General features: G+C 30.1%; 13 protein-coding genes. 3 read left to right on the top strand and 10 right to left on the bottom strand.

Annotated elements, in window-relative coordinates; genetic code table 11:
• Window positions 1–203: 203 nt before the first annotated feature.
• Complete coding sequence (locus tag BTO07_RS08390) at window positions 204–1,274, bottom strand: Fic family protein (RefSeq protein WP_087520804.1); 1,071 nt, start codon at window positions 1,272–1,274, stop codon at window positions 204–206.
• 543 nt (window positions 1,275–1,817) lie between these two features.
• On the opposite strand from BTO07_RS08390, the gene BTO07_RS08385 reads away from it, so the two are divergent.
• A complete protein-coding gene (locus tag BTO07_RS08385; RefSeq protein ID WP_087520803.1) occupies window positions 1,818–4,370 on the top strand; it encodes an adenosylcobalamin-dependent ribonucleoside-diphosphate reductase in 2,553 nt (850 codons plus the stop codon).
• 114 nt (window positions 4,371–4,484) lie between these two features.
• Here the strand turns inward: BTO07_RS08385 and BTO07_RS08380 are convergent, their stop codons facing one another.
• Entirely contained in the window at window positions 4,485–5,483 is a 999-nt protein-coding gene (locus BTO07_RS08380; protein ID WP_087520802.1) for a YhdH/YhfP family quinone oxidoreductase, read from the bottom strand.
• A gap of 139 nt (window positions 5,484–5,622) precedes the next feature.
• On the opposite strand from BTO07_RS08380, the gene BTO07_RS08375 reads away from it, so the two are divergent.
• The gene (locus BTO07_RS08375; protein ID WP_087520801.1) at window positions 5,623–5,940 is read left to right on the top strand and encodes a winged helix-turn-helix transcriptional regulator; all 318 of its coding nucleotides are present in this window, start codon (window positions 5,623–5,625) and stop codon (window positions 5,938–5,940) included.
• A gap of 23 nt (window positions 5,941–5,963) precedes the next feature.
• Here the strand turns inward: BTO07_RS08375 and BTO07_RS08370 are convergent, their stop codons facing one another.
• From BTO07_RS08370 to BTO07_RS08340, 7 genes are all read right to left on the bottom strand, one after another.
• Window positions 5,964–6,674, bottom strand: coding sequence for an aromatic aminobenezylarsenical efflux permease ArsG family transporter (locus BTO07_RS08370; RefSeq protein ID WP_087520800.1), 711 nt, complete (start codon window positions 6,672–6,674; stop codon window positions 5,964–5,966).
• Window positions 6,675–7,118, bottom strand: coding sequence for a nitrophenyl compound nitroreductase subunit ArsF family protein (locus BTO07_RS08365; protein WP_087520799.1), 444 nt, complete (start codon window positions 7,116–7,118; stop codon window positions 6,675–6,677).
• Between the two features lie 31 nt (window positions 7,119–7,149).
• Window positions 7,150–8,127, bottom strand: a complete 978-nt coding sequence (locus BTO07_RS08360) for a permease (protein WP_087520798.1) — start codon at window positions 8,125–8,127, stop codon at window positions 7,150–7,152.
• The gene (locus BTO07_RS08355; protein ID WP_087520797.1) at window positions 8,120–8,527 is read right to left on the bottom strand and encodes an OsmC family protein; all 408 of its coding nucleotides are present in this window, start codon (window positions 8,525–8,527) and stop codon (window positions 8,120–8,122) included. The genes BTO07_RS08360 and BTO07_RS08355 overlap by 8 nt, the downstream gene beginning before the upstream one ends.
• 12 nt (window positions 8,528–8,539) lie before the next feature.
• Window positions 8,540–8,776 (bottom strand): thioredoxin family protein, encoded by a 237-nt coding sequence (locus tag BTO07_RS08350; protein ID WP_087520796.1) that lies wholly within the window; start codon window positions 8,774–8,776, stop codon window positions 8,540–8,542.
• 51 nt (window positions 8,777–8,827) lie between these two features.
• Entirely contained in the window at window positions 8,828–9,133 is a 306-nt protein-coding gene (locus tag BTO07_RS08345; RefSeq protein ID WP_087520795.1) for an ArsR/SmtB family transcription factor, read from the bottom strand.
• 187 nt (window positions 9,134–9,320) lie between these two features.
• Window positions 9,321–9,770 (bottom strand): hypothetical protein, encoded by a 450-nt coding sequence (locus tag BTO07_RS08340; RefSeq protein WP_157663311.1) that lies wholly within the window; start codon window positions 9,768–9,770, stop codon window positions 9,321–9,323.
• Between the two features lie 69 nt (window positions 9,771–9,839).
• Between BTO07_RS08340 and prfA the strand changes: the two genes are divergently transcribed.
• Window positions 9,840–10,916, top strand: coding sequence for a peptide chain release factor 1 (gene prfA, locus BTO07_RS08335; protein ID WP_087520793.1), 1,077 nt, complete (start codon window positions 9,840–9,842; stop codon window positions 10,914–10,916).
• 793 nt (window positions 10,917–11,709) lie between these two features.
• Here the strand turns inward: prfA and BTO07_RS08330 are convergent.
• Entirely contained in the window at window positions 11,710–14,115 is a 2,406-nt protein-coding gene (locus BTO07_RS08330; RefSeq protein ID WP_087520792.1) for a glycoside hydrolase family 31 protein, read from the bottom strand.
• Window positions 14,116–14,294: the final 179 nt, after the last annotated feature.

Raw genomic sequence — 14,294 nt, 5'->3', positions numbered from 1 at the left:
ATTTATAAGGAAATCAGCCGAAATCAATTTTAAATTGCTGATATTTAGAAGCTTCATTTTATCCACTGAGAATTCAATAAAAATGAATTATTTGTTATTTTTTTGGTGTTGGTAGTAGTTTTATGTACACTTTACAAATCTATAATTTCAGATTTGTTGCGTTCAATTATTAAAGATGCACGATCTTAATAAAAGGTATATTGTTATTTGTTTTTTAGGATTTCTATTAATTTTTCGTTGATATAATAATTACCTGTTCCTAGTTTTTCTTTTTTCAGTAAACCATCTTTAGCTAGTTGGTTTAAATATTTTGAAGCAGTGATTCGTGATACTCCTAAATCTTTTTCAATAAACTCAATTTTTGTGTATGGGTGTTTGAAAAGGTTATTTAGTAACTCGTGGCTATAGAATTTATAATTCCCTCTTAATGTTGTTTTATATTGACTCATTAACTTTTTTATCTTATCTATGAGAACAAGTGTTTCTTTTGAAATTTCTTCTACTGCATTTAGCATATAAATAATCCAATTTTCCCAATTATTGGTTATTCTAACTTCTTGTAATAATTTATAATAATCTCCTTTATTTTTAATTATGTAACCACTTAAATATAAAATAGGTAAGTCTAATAAATCGTTCATAACCAAATATAAAACATTGATTATTCTACCTGTTCTCCCGTTTCCATCATAAAATGGATGAATACTTTCAAATTGGAAATGTATAATTGCCATTTTTACTAAAGGGTCAAAATCTGAAATAGAATTGTTGTTTATAAATTGTTCTAAATTCTGCATTAGATTCAGTATTATTTGGTAGTCTTGGGGTGGTGTATAAACGACTTCTCCTGTTAGTGCATTTTTAAGTTCGGTTCCTGGTACTTTCCTAAATCCAGCATTATTTTTTTCTAATTCCGATTGTATCTGAATAATATCATTATTCGTTAATATTCTTTTTTGTTTAATTAAAGAAAAACCAATTTTTAATGCAGAGATGTAGTTTTGAACTTCTTTGGCATTCAATGATTTAAAACCATCTAAATTTAGTTCAGCTTTATAGATATCATCTCGAGTAGTTATTATATTTTCAATTTCAGAACTGTCTTTTGCTTCTTGTAGTCCCAAAGTATTTATTAATATATTTTCATTAGGAATTGTTGAAACGACTCCTTTTAATTCAGCAAGTGCTCTATGAGAAGAAGCTAACTTCTTAAGTATTTTTTTTGTTTCAATATCTTCAACAAGTGGTAATTTCTTAAGTTCAAAACTGCTCATTATGTATAGATTTTCGTGTTTCCTATACAAAGATAAGTAATTATGTAAAGAAAATTTGTTTTTCTATACATACTAAAGCTAGTCTGCAAACATTTATTAATTCTCTTATCATTCAAATTCTTCTGGATTTGTTATTAGAGCGAACTCCATGCGTCAAAATAAATATCCATATTCCAATACATAACTTCTGTAAGAATATAGTCATAGAAATGATTCTTTTACGGTTTCCCGTAGTTTAAAATGTGGTTTCATGCAGTTGTAAAAAAGAGGTGTTATTTTGTAGTTTTTCTTAGTTTAATACGCTATTTATTTCTAAGGAAAAGAGCCGAAATCAATTCTAAATTGCTGATATTTAGAAGCTTCATTTTATCCACTGAGAATTCAATAAAAATAAATTATTTGTTAACTTTTTGGTGTTCATAACTTTTTATATTATTAATTACCAGTCTCTTAACGCTTTTTTCTTGAAACTTTATGACTTTTGTCATCTTTTAGGTTGTATATTTGCGTGATATTTATTTTTCAAAAATCTTCTAATTTACTATGAAAACTGAAACTGTAATGACACCTCGAAAAACCTACTCAAGAGACGAAGCTTTAGCTGCTGCACTTAACTACTTTAAGGGCGATGAATTAGCTGCAAGTGTGTGGTTAAATAAATATGCTCTAAAAGATTCTTTAGACAATATTTATGAAAGCACTCCTGATGAAATGCATACAAGAATTGCATCAGAAATTGCAAGAGTTGAGCAGAAATATGCGAACCCATTAACAGAAGAAGAAATTTTTGACGCGATTAAAAATTTTAAATACATCGTTCCTCAAGGAAGCCCGATGGCAGGTATTGGTAATCCTTTTCAAATTGCATCTTTATCTAATTGTTTTGTAATTGGTAACAATGGTGAATCTGATTCTTATGGAGGAATCATGAAAATTGACCAAGAGCAAGTTCAGTTAATGAAACGTAGAGGTGGTGTTGGTCACGATTTATCACACATTCGTCCAAAAGGATCTCCAGTAAAAAATTCAGCATTAACATCTACAGGTATTGTTCCTTTTATGGAGCGTTATTCTAACTCAACAAGAGAAGTTGCACAAGATGGTAGAAGAGGCGCTTTAATGTTGTCTGTTTCTATCAATCATCCAGATGCAGAAGATTTTATCGATGCAAAATTAGAGCAAGGTAAAGTTACAGGTGCAAATGTTTCTGTAAGAATTGATGATGCCTTTATGAAAGCTGTGAAGGCAGATGATAAGTACACACAAAAATATCCTATAAACAGTAAAAACCCTGTTTATACGAAAGAAATAGAAGCGAATAAAATTTGGAGTAAAATTGTACATAATGCATGGAAATCTGCAGAACCAGGAATTTTATTCTGGGATACAATTATTAATGAATCTGTGCCAGATTGTTATGCCGATTTAGGGTATAAAACGGTTTCGACAAACCCTTGTGGTGAGATTCCTTTATGTCCTTATGATTCTTGTCGTTTATTAGCAATGAACTTGTTTTCTTATGTAGAAAACCCGTTTACAGATAAAGCTGAATTCAATTTCGAGTTATTCAAAAAACATATTGCGATTGCTCAAAGAATGATGGATGACATTATTGACTTAGAGTTAGAAAAAATTGATGGAATTATTGCAAAGATAGATTCTGACCCAGAAGAAGATGATGTAAAAGCAACGGAAAGAAATCTTTGGGCTAATATTAAACATAAAGCTAACGAAGGAAGAAGAACTGGTATTGGTATTACTGCAGAAGGAGATATGTTAGCTGCTTTAGGAATTCGTTACGGAAGTGAAGAAGGAAATACTTTTTCTACAGAAGTGCATAAAGTATTAGGTATAGAAACGTATAGAGCGTCTGTAAACTTAGCAAAAGAAAGAGGTGCGTTTGCAATTTTTGATGCAGATAGAGAAAAGAATAACCCGTTTATTTTAAGAATAAAAAAAGCAGATCCTGAACTGTATTATGAAATGTTAGAGCATGGGCGTAGAAATATTGCTTTGTTAACAATTGCGCCTACAGGAACTACAAGTTTAATGACGCAAACTTCATCTGGTATTGAGCCAGTATTTATGCCAGTTTACAAGCGTAGAAAAAAAGTGAATCCTAATGATAAAGGAACAAGAGTAGATTTTGTTGATGAATTAGGAGATTCTTGGGAAGAATATGTTGTTTTTCATCACCGTTTTAAACAATGGATGGATGTAAATAATATTGATTCTAGCAAAAACTTTTCGCAAGAAGAAATTAATGAATTGGTAAAACAATCGCCTTATTATAAAGCTACTTCTAATGATATTGATTGGGATAGTAAAGTAAGAATGCAAGGAGCTATTCAGAAATGGGTAGATCATTCAATTAGTGTAACGGTTAATTTACCTAATGATGCAACAGAAGCTTTAGTTGGCGAATTGTATTTAAAAGCTTGGGAAGTTGGTTGTAAAGGAGTAACTGTTTATAGAGATGGTTCTCGTTCTGGAGTATTAATTTCTGCGGATGAAAAGAAAGACGAAACTAAAAAAGAACCAAAGGTTTTTCCTAATAAAAGACCACTAGTTTTAGAGGCAGATGTTGTTCGTTTTCAGAATAATAAAGAAAAATGGATTGCTTTTATTGGTTTGGTAGATGGTAAACCTTATGAGATTTTTACAGGTTTAGCAGATGATGAAGATGGGATTTTAATTCCTCGTTGGGCAGAAAGTGGTGTTATTATTAAAAGTAGAAATGAAGATGGATCGTCTCGTTACGATTTTCAATATGAAAATAAAAGAGGTTACAAAACGACGATTGAAGGTTTGTCTCATAAATTTAATCCAGAATTTTGGAATTACGCAAAACTAATTTCTGGTACAATGCGTCATGGAATGCCTATTGATAAAACAATAGAACTAATTGGTAGTTTACAATTAGATAGTGCGTTTATCAATTCTTGGAAAAATGGTGTTGCTCGTGCATTAAAACGTTATGTAGAAGATGGTACAACAGCAAAAGGGCATACTTGTGATAACTGCGATTCTGTGAATTTAATTTATCAAGAAGGGTGTTTAACTTGTAAAGATTGTGGTTCTTCTAAATGCGGATAAACGATAATTGAGAATATTAAAAAACTCCAAATACGATACACTGTATTTGGAGTTTTTTTTAGTTAAAATTTGAGTTCTTATTATAAAATTGGGGGACTTATTTAAGAATTCATTTTATGAATCAATTCTAACAACGGTTCTTCCTTTTAATTGTCCTTTAAGCATCAGCTTTATTTTTTCGTCTAATTCGTTTAAAGTTATTTCAGTAGCCGTTTCAGTTAAACTATCCGTTTTCCATTCGTCAGATAATTTATTCCAAACAAGTTCTCTCGTTTTCATTGGTAAGTTTTGAGAATCAATACCAATTAAAGAAATTCCTCTTAAAATAAATGGAAAAACAGTTAAATCTAATTTAGGAGAAGCAACATTACCACAGCAAGTAACAACTCCCATCTGATTTACAGATTTTATAATATTATCAAGAATTACACCTCCAACAGTATCAATTGCTCCTGCAAAAGCGGGTTTTAAAAGCGGTCTTTTATTTACTTCTTCAAAATCTTTACGTAGAATAATTTCATCAGCGCCAAGTTTCTTTAAAAAATCAGTTTCAGTTTCTTTACCAGTAATAGCAACTGTTTTATATCCTAATTTATTTAAAATAGAAATACTTACAGATCCTACACCTCCAGTAGCGCCAGAAACAACAATTGCTCCATCTTCTGGTTTTACAGATGCTATTAATTTTAAAACAGAAATACCTGCAGTTAATCCTGCAGTACCAATTGTCATGGCTTCTTTCATAGAAAGATTTTCTGGTAATTTTACAACCCATTCTTCAGGTACTTTAACAAACTGAGCAAATCCTCCATCTGTATTCATTCCTAAATCGTAACTCGTTACAATAACGTTCTCATCTACTTTAAATTTACTAGACTCAGATGCAACAATGGTTCCAACAACATCAATACCTGGTGTATGAGGATAGTTTCTTGTTACGCCTTTATTTCCGCTAGCAGATAATGCATCTTTGTAGTTTAAAGAACTGAATTTTATCTTAATACGTAGTTCTCCTTTTTCTAAAGAAGTAAAAGGCATGTCTTTAATTGAGGAAGTAAAGTTATCATCTTTTTCTTCTACTCTAAATGCTTTATATGTTGTTTTAAAATTCATGCTGATATTTTATATGTTTTCCTTATTTTTACATCAAAATTAGGTTAATATAACTTGATATACAAGACCTTACAATTGGTGCCCTTACGAACATTTTGTGCTATTTTGTATGTCTACTTAGTGTTTAATCAGAAAAAAAATGAAAAAAAGTTATTGCCCTATTGATACTTTCATAAATACTATAAAAGGTAAGAGAAAAGGTACCATTATTTTACATTTATATCAAGGAGATAAAAGATATAGTGAGCTTGTAAGATTAATGCCAGATATTAGTGAACGCATGATGACCAAGCAATTGAAAGAGTTAAAAGAAGATGGTTTAATTGATAGAGAAGTATTTGCTGAAGTGCCACCTAGAGTTGAATATAGTTTAACGGAGTTAGGTAGAAATATTCGTCCTGTTTTAAAAGGAATGTATAAAGGAGGGATGCTTTTTGAAGAAAGTTTAGAAGAATAATTGCTGAATAATTTTAGCCTTCGTTAATTTAGAATTCCCATAAAAATTGATACATAGTACAAACCTGTCAATATAAAAACAACACCTGCTACGATTCGCATTACCTTTTCAATTTTTGTAATGCTATTATAAAACACACCAATTTTCCCCGCTGTAAAAGCTAATAAATAAGTGAATAGAATTACTGGTAATCCTGTTCCTATTGCGAATATGATTGGTAAATAAAGTCCGTCTGCTGATGCAATTGTCATCGGAATTAAGATTCCGAAAAACAAAGCGCCACTATAAGGGCAAAATGCCAAAGCAAAAACAACACCTATTAAGAAAGAACCTAACAAGCCTTTGTCTTTAAATTTTTCTGATAGTTTTTCTTGAAAACTAGATTCTCCTAGAAAGTTAAGTTTGATAATATTTAGCATTATCAAACCGATTATAATTAATAAAGGACCTAAGAATTTTTCTCCATTTTGATTAAAAAATCGTGCAATATGAAACTTACTTGCACCAAAATATAAAATCAAACCAATTACAGTATAACTAAATCCTCTACCTAAAGAATATAGCAATCCACTTAAAAAAACTTTCTTTTTGCTAGAAATATTTTTAGAAATAAAAGCAGTTGCAGTAATGTTGGTTGCTAAAGGACAAGGACTAACAGCTGTCATTAGTCCGAGTATAAATGCGGATAGTATTGGAAAATTATAATTCTCTAAAAGAGATTGTAAAAAATCCATTTAGAGCGCCTTTAATTCCGTGTCAATTTTTTCTTTTAGTTCTTTAGAAAATACTTCTTGATCGTTTCCGTTCATAAAAGCAAAATCAGTTAAGTTTATCTGAGTTTCCTTTCCTTTTTGGATCACATTTAAGATAAGTGATGTTCCTGAAGCTTCAAATTTTTCAGCAATCTTTTCGTTTTCCTTTTCATCTACATTTATAACTTGAAATGTAATTTTATCCGCTTTTAATTCTTCTGAAAAATAAGTATCTAAAGTATATTTTGTGTTTTTTTCAATTGCATTACACGTCATACATCTATGTGTAGAATGAAAATCTAAAACTTCAATTTTAGAAATAGATGCATCTAAAGAAGCATTGTTATCTTTTTTAGGTTGTCCATTACAAGCTGTAAGCAATATCGTAATAGCGAATACTGATAAAAATTTGATTGTTTTACGCATGACTTTATTTTTATTTTATGAATTTTCTATGTTATAATATAATGTTGAATAAATATCCTGAAATGATAATGCAAAGTGTTACAACTCCAAAAAAGATTCCAATCAATTTTAAGCTCATTACTTTCTTTAAAAGCATTGCTTCTGGTAATGATAAGCCAACAACTCCCATCATAAATGCAATTGCGGTTCCTAATGGAATTCCTTTTGCGACTAAAACCTGAGCAACAGGCAATATACCTGATGCATTAGAATACATTGGTACCGCTAAAATAGTTGCAATTGGTACCGCAAATAAATTGTCTTTTGCCATGTATTGTTCAAAAAATCCTTCAGGAATATAACCATGCATTAATCCTCCAATTGCAATACCAGCAATTACATAAGGAATAATACCTTTTAAAATATTCTTTACTTCAGTCCAAATTATTGGAAGACGTTCTTTTAATGATTTTTTATCAGCTATAAATGCATCTTGTTCTCTTTGTGCATTGGCAAGAATCTCTTTTACCCAAGGTGTTAAATAAGTTTCTAATTTTAGTTTTTGAAGAATTACGCCAGAAATGGTTCCTAATAAAATACCACTAACCACATAAATAATGGTGGTTTTAACTCCGAATAAGCCTATAAAAAGTCCAATAGCAACTTCATTAACCAAGGGAGACGTAATTAAAAAAGCAAAAGTAACGCCCAATGGAATTCCTCCTCTTACAAAACCAATAAATAATGGCACTGAAGAACAAGAACAGAAAGGAGTAACAACACCAAATAGACTTGCGATAAGGTATTCTAAACCATATAATTTATTTCTCGAAAGATAATTTTTAACCTTATCAATAGGGAAGTAACTATTTACAATTCCCATTAAAAAGATAATCACAAAAAGTAGTATTAAAATTTTTGTGGTGTCGTAAATAAAGAAGTTGAGTGCTTCTGCTAAATGCTGTCCTTTGCTTAAATTTAAAACATCATAGACAAACCAATCTGCTATATTTTGTATCCAGTCAAACATTTTTAATTGTTTTAATAGCTCCAGAAATGGTACAAGATAATTTTACAGTATTGTAGATAGTACCAAATTTTTCAATATTCTTTTTTAGCAATTCTGTGTTCAACTTTTTATCGTTGCTATAAATTGTCAAATTATAAATGATATCATCCATTCTTGGTGGATTTTCAAGACGTGTAGCATTTACGTTAAGTGTGGCTTTTGAATACGTGAATTTCATCATATCAGAAAAACGTTCAACATTTTTCAACATACAAGCAGCAAATGAACCCAGGAATAACTCAGCAGGATTTGGCAAGGTTTCAGCAGTTTTTAAAGTAGTGCCAAAATCTATATTTGATTCCTTTATATGAATAACAGCATCTTCATTTGAGATTGAAGACGCTTTGATATGATAATTCATAACACAAATTTTTTAGTTTAAAAGTGCCAAAACTTCTTCTTTAGAGGGAATTCTTCCTTTTATTACAATTACATCATCAATTACCAAAGCAGGTGTGCTCATTACATTAAATTCCATAATTTCCATGATATCTTCTACCTTTTCTATAGTTGCATCAATGTTATTTTCTGAAACTACATCTTTAACAACATTAGTCATTGATTGACATTTTGGACAACCTGTACCTAAAACTTTAATTACTTTACTCATACTATTTAAATTTGTTTATCGCCAATAGGCGACGTAATTATTAAAAAAATATCAATCGAAAAATTGTTGAAATAATTTTTTTGCAATTTTCCAGTTTTCTTGATTGATACAATACTTTATTTTGGGTGGTTTTAATTCTCCTTGAATAAGACCAGCATTTTTTAACTCTTTAAGATGTTGAGAAATTGTAGATTGTGCCAACGGAAAAACTTCAACCAAATCACCAGTAAAACAACAAGATTGATTTTCTAAATGTTTTAAAATTGCAATACGAGTTGGGTGTGCTAAGGCTTTGGCAAACATTGCCAGCGTTTCAGTATCTTCTTTGTATTCTATGGGTTCTAAATTTCTTTTCATAATGTCTATCGCAAATGTACGATTGGTTTTTGTGGTGAAATGTGACATTTGTCACTTTGGTGTTATTTTTTATTAAAAAGGAAGAAAAAGTTTTCTGTGCTATTTGTTTATAGAAAAGTTATTGATAGCGCAATTTTTTCTATAATTTATCAGAAGGCAATGATGTTCAATTATTATAAATAAGATACTATTGTAAGAATTTTGAGTTATATCTTTCAAAAATAAAATCAATTTTAAAATCATCAGAAGATACAATCGCTTTTAATTGATCGTTTTCTAAATAGTATTTTATTTTTTTAGGAAACTCATTTTTTTCATTCTCACAAACAAAAGAAGAGTCCGTTTGTTGGGTAAATTTAAAAAGTGTTGGGTTTTCATTTACTGCTTCAACTTTTAAAAATAACGTGTCTTTTATAGTAACAATACTTAGTGTTTCTTTAAAAGTAGTGTCTTTTTCTTTTAGGGTATAACCTAATCCTTTAAGGCTAGAATTCCACATTTCATAAGTAATTACGCCTTCTTTATCATTTACGCGAATCCAATTTCCAATTAAAAAAGAAGGCTTTTGTATTTCCTTTTTTTCATTCTGACAAGAAACCATCAATAATAAACAACAGATATAAAGGAGTAATTTCATAAAAATAGTTAGCTTTCTTCAAATATACCTATAAAAATTGTAAATTCGCAATCCAAGAAAAGACAGAAGATGTTAGATAAATTAAGAATTGTAAAGCAACGTTATGATGAGGTTTCTGATTTAATTATTCAGCCAGAAATCATTATGGATCAGAAGCGTTATGCGCAATTGATGAAAGAATATAAAGATTTAGGAGATGTTGTTAAAAAAGGGGAGGAATATCAAACTTTAACAAACAATATCGTTGAAGCAAAAGAAATTCTTGCTGATGGTTCTGATGCAGAGATGAACGAGATGGCAAAAATGGAAATTGATGAAGCTAACACTCGAATTCCTCAATTAGAAGACGAAATAAAAGTACTATTAATACCTAAAGATCCAGAAGATTCTAAGAATGCTGTTGTAGAATTACGTGCTGGAGCTGGAGGAGATGAAGCAAGTATTTTTGCTGGAGATTTATTTAGAATGTACACAAAATATTGTGAAGGTAGAGGTTGGAAAGTTTCTACTGTAGATTATTCTGAAGGAACAAATGGTGGTTTTAAAGAAATTCAATTTGAAGTTACTGGTAATGATGTTTATGGAATTTTAAAGTTTGAAGCTGGTGTGCATCGTGTACAAAGAGTTCCTCAAACAGAAACTCAAGGTCGTGTGCATACTTCTGCAGCAACTTGTATGGTTTTTCCTGAAGCAGAAGAGTTTGATGTAGTGATTAATCCAAAAGATGTAAGAATCGATTTTTTCTGTTCTTCTGGTCCTGGAGGTCAATCTGTAAATACTACTTACTCAGCTGTTCGTTTAACACATATTCCTTCTGGTTTAGTAGCACAATGTCAAGATCAAAAGTCTCAGCATAAAAATAAAGAGAAAGCATTTAAAGTTTTACGTTCTCGTTTATATGATATGGAATTAGCAAAGAAGAATGCAGAAGACGCTTTAAAACGTGGTTCTATGGTTTCTTCAGGTGATAGAAGTGCTAAGATTAGAACTTATAATTATGCACAAGGAAGAGTTACAGATCATAGAATTGGTTTATCATTATACGATTTACCTAATATTCTAAATGGTGATATTCAGAAAATAATTGATGAATTAATGTTAGCAGAAAATACTCAAAAATTAAAAGGATTAGCAGACGGAATATAGTTTTCTTAATTTCTAAATATTAAAAGCCTCATAACATTGTTTTGAGGCTTTTTTATGTTTGAGAGTTAAATTTTAGAGTATAAAAAAAAGCGATCATAGTTTAGGGATCTATTAATCGCTTTTTATGTTAAAAAAATAAAGACTTCTTTAACGTCAAATTCCTAATTTTTGAAAATTATAAATAATTATATTACAAATATAAAGTAGTATTATATTACTCACAATACCCATTTATGGGGTTTTTTTCATCTCACTGAAAACAGTGAATCAAATCACTGTTTTCAGTGAGAAAGCTTAAAAAATTATTTTATTTCACTAAATCTAGGGCATAAAAAAAAGCGATTATAGTTTGGGGGCCTATTAGTCGCCTTTGTATCAAAATAAAAGTTGAAATTAATTTCAGCTTTTTATCTTATTTGGGGATAAGAATATTATGCTACAAATATATAACAGTTTTATATTACAGACAATACCCATTTATGGGGTTTTTTTCACCTCACTGAAAACAGTGAGATAACCCACTGTTTTCAGTGAGTTATCTTGAAAAATTATTTTATTTCACTAAATCTAGGGCATAAAAAAAAGCGATTATAGTTTAGGGCCTATTAATCGCTTTTTGTGTTAAACAAATATTTAAGAAATCAACAACACTTAAAAAAGTGTTGGGGAAAAGATTACTTATATTACAAATATATAGCAGTAATATAATCCTTGCAATACCCATTTATGGGGTATTTTTCATCTCACTGTTTTCGGTGAGAAAACTCACTGAAAACAGTGAGAGATGAAATAATTATTTTCCTAATAAATGTAACTCATTAAACTCTTTATCTATAAGTATAGATTGTGTTTTACCTTCGTTAATATTGTCTATTGATATTTCTACATTATCTATTTGAACAGAAGTAATTGAGAAAGGTAAATTATGGAATACAATATTAAACTTGCTGTAATCTGCGTTAAAATCTCCACGCTTGTGTTGTTGTATAATTAATTCCTCTTTTTTACCTGTTACTTTAAAAGTACGTAAACTAAATCTTCCTTTTTTATAATCATAGCCATCATGAGCATCATCATATAATTTTGAAGATTCTTTACCCTCTTTATAGTAAACATCTAAAGTAATATCATCAAATTTCTTTTCACCAACATATTGCTGTACTGGATATTTAGGAATAACTGCTCCTTCTTTAATAAAGATTGGCATACTTTCTAAATCTGCATCTACCCACATTTCTTTTCCTCCTTCAACTAATTCGTCTGTCCAGAAATTATACCATTTACCTTTAGGAACGTACATACGTCTCCCTTTTGCATTTGGTTCTTGTATAGGACAAACTAAAATTTGTTCTCCATAAACAAACTCATCACTTCTATAATGTGTTGCTGTATCTTCTTGATCATATAAAACTAACGATTTTAAGATTGGTGTTCCGTCAGTTATATAATTCCAAAAAGCTGTATATAAGTATGGTAATAATTGATATCTAAGTTCAACGAATTTTCTTACAATATCTGTAATTTCTTCACCAAAAACCCAAGGTTCTTGATCTCCATGATCTCCAGATGAATGTACTCTACAAAATGCATGGAAGATTCCTAATTGAATCCAACGAGCAAATAATTCTCCTTGTGGTTGTTCTGCAAAACCACCAATATCAGATCCTGCAAAAGAAAAACCTGACATAGACATTCTTTGAGCTTGGTTGTTTGCAATAGCTAAATGTTCCCAAGTTGCAACGTTATCTCCCATCCATGTAGATGTATAACGTTGTGCTCCAGAATAAGCAGATCTTGTAATTACAAAAGGTCTTTTTGGATATGCGTATTTCTTTAAACCATGGTACGTTGCACGTGCCATTTGAGTTCCGTAAATATTATGTGCTTTTCTATGAGAACAAGGGTTTCCATCATAATCATGACGAACATCATCTGGGAAAGATTTGTTAGGAACGTCCATTACAGCAGGTTCATTCATATCATTCCAAACACCTTTTACACCAATATCTTCTATTAATTCTTTGAATAAACCAGACCACCATTCTCTAACTTCTGGTTTTGTGTAATCTGGAAAATAACATTCACCAGGCCAAACCTTTCCTTTCATATAAGGTCCATCTGCACGTTTACAGAAATAGTCTTTATCTAATCCTTCTTTAAAAACATCATATTCTAAATCTATTTTAATTCCCGGATCTATAATTACAACGGTTTTAAAACCATCTTCTTCTAATTCTTTTACCATTCTTTTTGGATCAGGAAAATATTCTTTATCCCAAGTAAAACAACGGAATCCATCCATGTAATCAATATCTAAATAAATAGCATCACAAGGAATTTTTAAATCTCTAAATGTATTAGTAACTTCTTTTACATTCGCTTCTGGGTAATACGACCATTTACATTGGTGAAATCCTAAAGCCCATAATGGAGGTAAAGCATGAGGCTTACCAGTTAAATCTGTGTAATTTTTAACTACATCTTCCATTTGTGGACCGTAAATGAAATAATAATTCATTTCTCCACCTTGTGCCCAAAAACTTGTTACATTTCTTCTTTCATGTGCAAAATCGAAAGAAGTTTTAAATGTATTATCAAAAAATATACCGTACGATTTATTGTCTTGTATCGCTGTATAAAATGGAATCGCTTTATAAATAGGATCTGTATTTTTACCAAAAGCATAAGAATCTGTTGCCCAGTTTTCAAAACGCTTTCCTTTTAAATTTACATCTACAGGCTTATCTCCTAAACCATAAAAACTTTCTGATTTTTGGCAAGCTTTACTCATCTTTACGATGTCTCCACCATATTCATAACTTTCTTCCCAGTGAAATCCAATTTCGTCTTGGTTGATCAGTTTTAAATCAATAGCATCATATAAACTTACTTGTAAACTAAGTTTTTCTACTTTACAAATTAATTTAGAAGTAGTAATAATGTAATGAGTTTCGTTTTCTGTTACATCTAAAAAGCTATAACCTCTACTTGCATGCATGGTAACTCCGTAAGAAAAATCATTTTCAAATTTACCAGTTGTGCTATATCTAAAACGAATAACACTGTCTCTTACTACTATAACTTGTAAAACAACATTGTTTTTAGTTGTAAAGGAAAGTGTATCTACATCCTTTTTGTAATTTATAATTTCTGAAGGAAATAAATTCCCTTTTTGTTCTAACTCTGTATTAACAATCATTGTTTTGGTTGTTTATTTTGACCTGCAAAAATCGTAAAAGTTTATATGAAAAGGGAGCATATAATTCTTTTTTTACGATAACGTTTTAGTCTATTTTAAATGCAAAAATATTTCTTATTTATTTAAAAATAAGCGTTATATAATTTCTTTTGATAAATACTAAAAGAATTTTCAAAGTC

Source organism: Polaribacter sp. SA4-12, assembly GCF_002163675.1.
In the GTDB taxonomy this organism is placed as follows: Bacteria; Bacteroidota; Bacteroidia; order Flavobacteriales; family Flavobacteriaceae; genus Polaribacter.
The sequence above is the reverse complement of the archived record's forward strand: the minus strand, read 5'-3'. Positions and strand labels throughout refer to the sequence as shown.

Excerpts from the sequence above, each read along its gene's own strand:
- BTO07_RS08360 (WP_087520798.1), bottom strand. The coding sequence starts at position 8,127 with ATGTTTGACTGGATACAAAATATAGCAGATTGGTTTGTCTATGATGTT.
- prfA (WP_087520793.1), top strand. The coding sequence starts at position 9,840 with ATGTTAGATAAATTAAGAATTGTAAAGCAACGTTATGATGAGGTTTCT.
- BTO07_RS08380 (WP_087520802.1), bottom strand. The coding sequence starts at position 5,483 with ATGAATTTTAAAACAACATATAAAGCATTTAGAGTAGAAGAAAAAGAT.
- BTO07_RS08355 (WP_087520797.1), bottom strand. The coding sequence starts at position 8,527 with ATGAATTATCATATCAAAGCGTCTTCAATCTCAAATGAAGATGCTGTT.
- BTO07_RS08375 (WP_087520801.1), top strand. The coding sequence starts at position 5,623 with ATGAAAAAAAGTTATTGCCCTATTGATACTTTCATAAATACTATAAAA.
- BTO07_RS08370 (WP_087520800.1), bottom strand. The coding sequence starts at position 6,674 with ATGGATTTTTTACAATCTCTTTTAGAGAATTATAATTTTCCAATACTA.
- BTO07_RS08345 (WP_087520795.1), bottom strand. The coding sequence starts at position 9,133 with ATGAAAAGAAATTTAGAACCCATAGAATACAAAGAAGATACTGAAACG.
- BTO07_RS08350 (WP_087520796.1), bottom strand. The coding sequence starts at position 8,776 with ATGAGTAAAGTAATTAAAGTTTTAGGTACAGGTTGTCCAAAATGTCAA.
- BTO07_RS08385 (WP_087520803.1), top strand. The coding sequence starts at position 1,818 with ATGAAAACTGAAACTGTAATGACACCTCGAAAAACCTACTCAAGAGAC.
- BTO07_RS08340 (WP_157663311.1), bottom strand. The coding sequence starts at position 9,770 with ATGAAATTACTCCTTTATATCTGTTGTTTATTATTGATGGTTTCTTGT.
- BTO07_RS08390 (WP_087520804.1), bottom strand. The coding sequence starts at position 1,274 with ATGAGCAGTTTTGAACTTAAGAAATTACCACTTGTTGAAGATATTGAA.
- BTO07_RS08365 (WP_087520799.1), bottom strand. The coding sequence starts at position 7,118 with ATGCGTAAAACAATCAAATTTTTATCAGTATTCGCTATTACGATATTG.
- BTO07_RS08330 (WP_087520792.1), bottom strand. The coding sequence starts at position 14,115 with ATGATTGTTAATACAGAGTTAGAACAAAAAGGGAATTTATTTCCTTCA.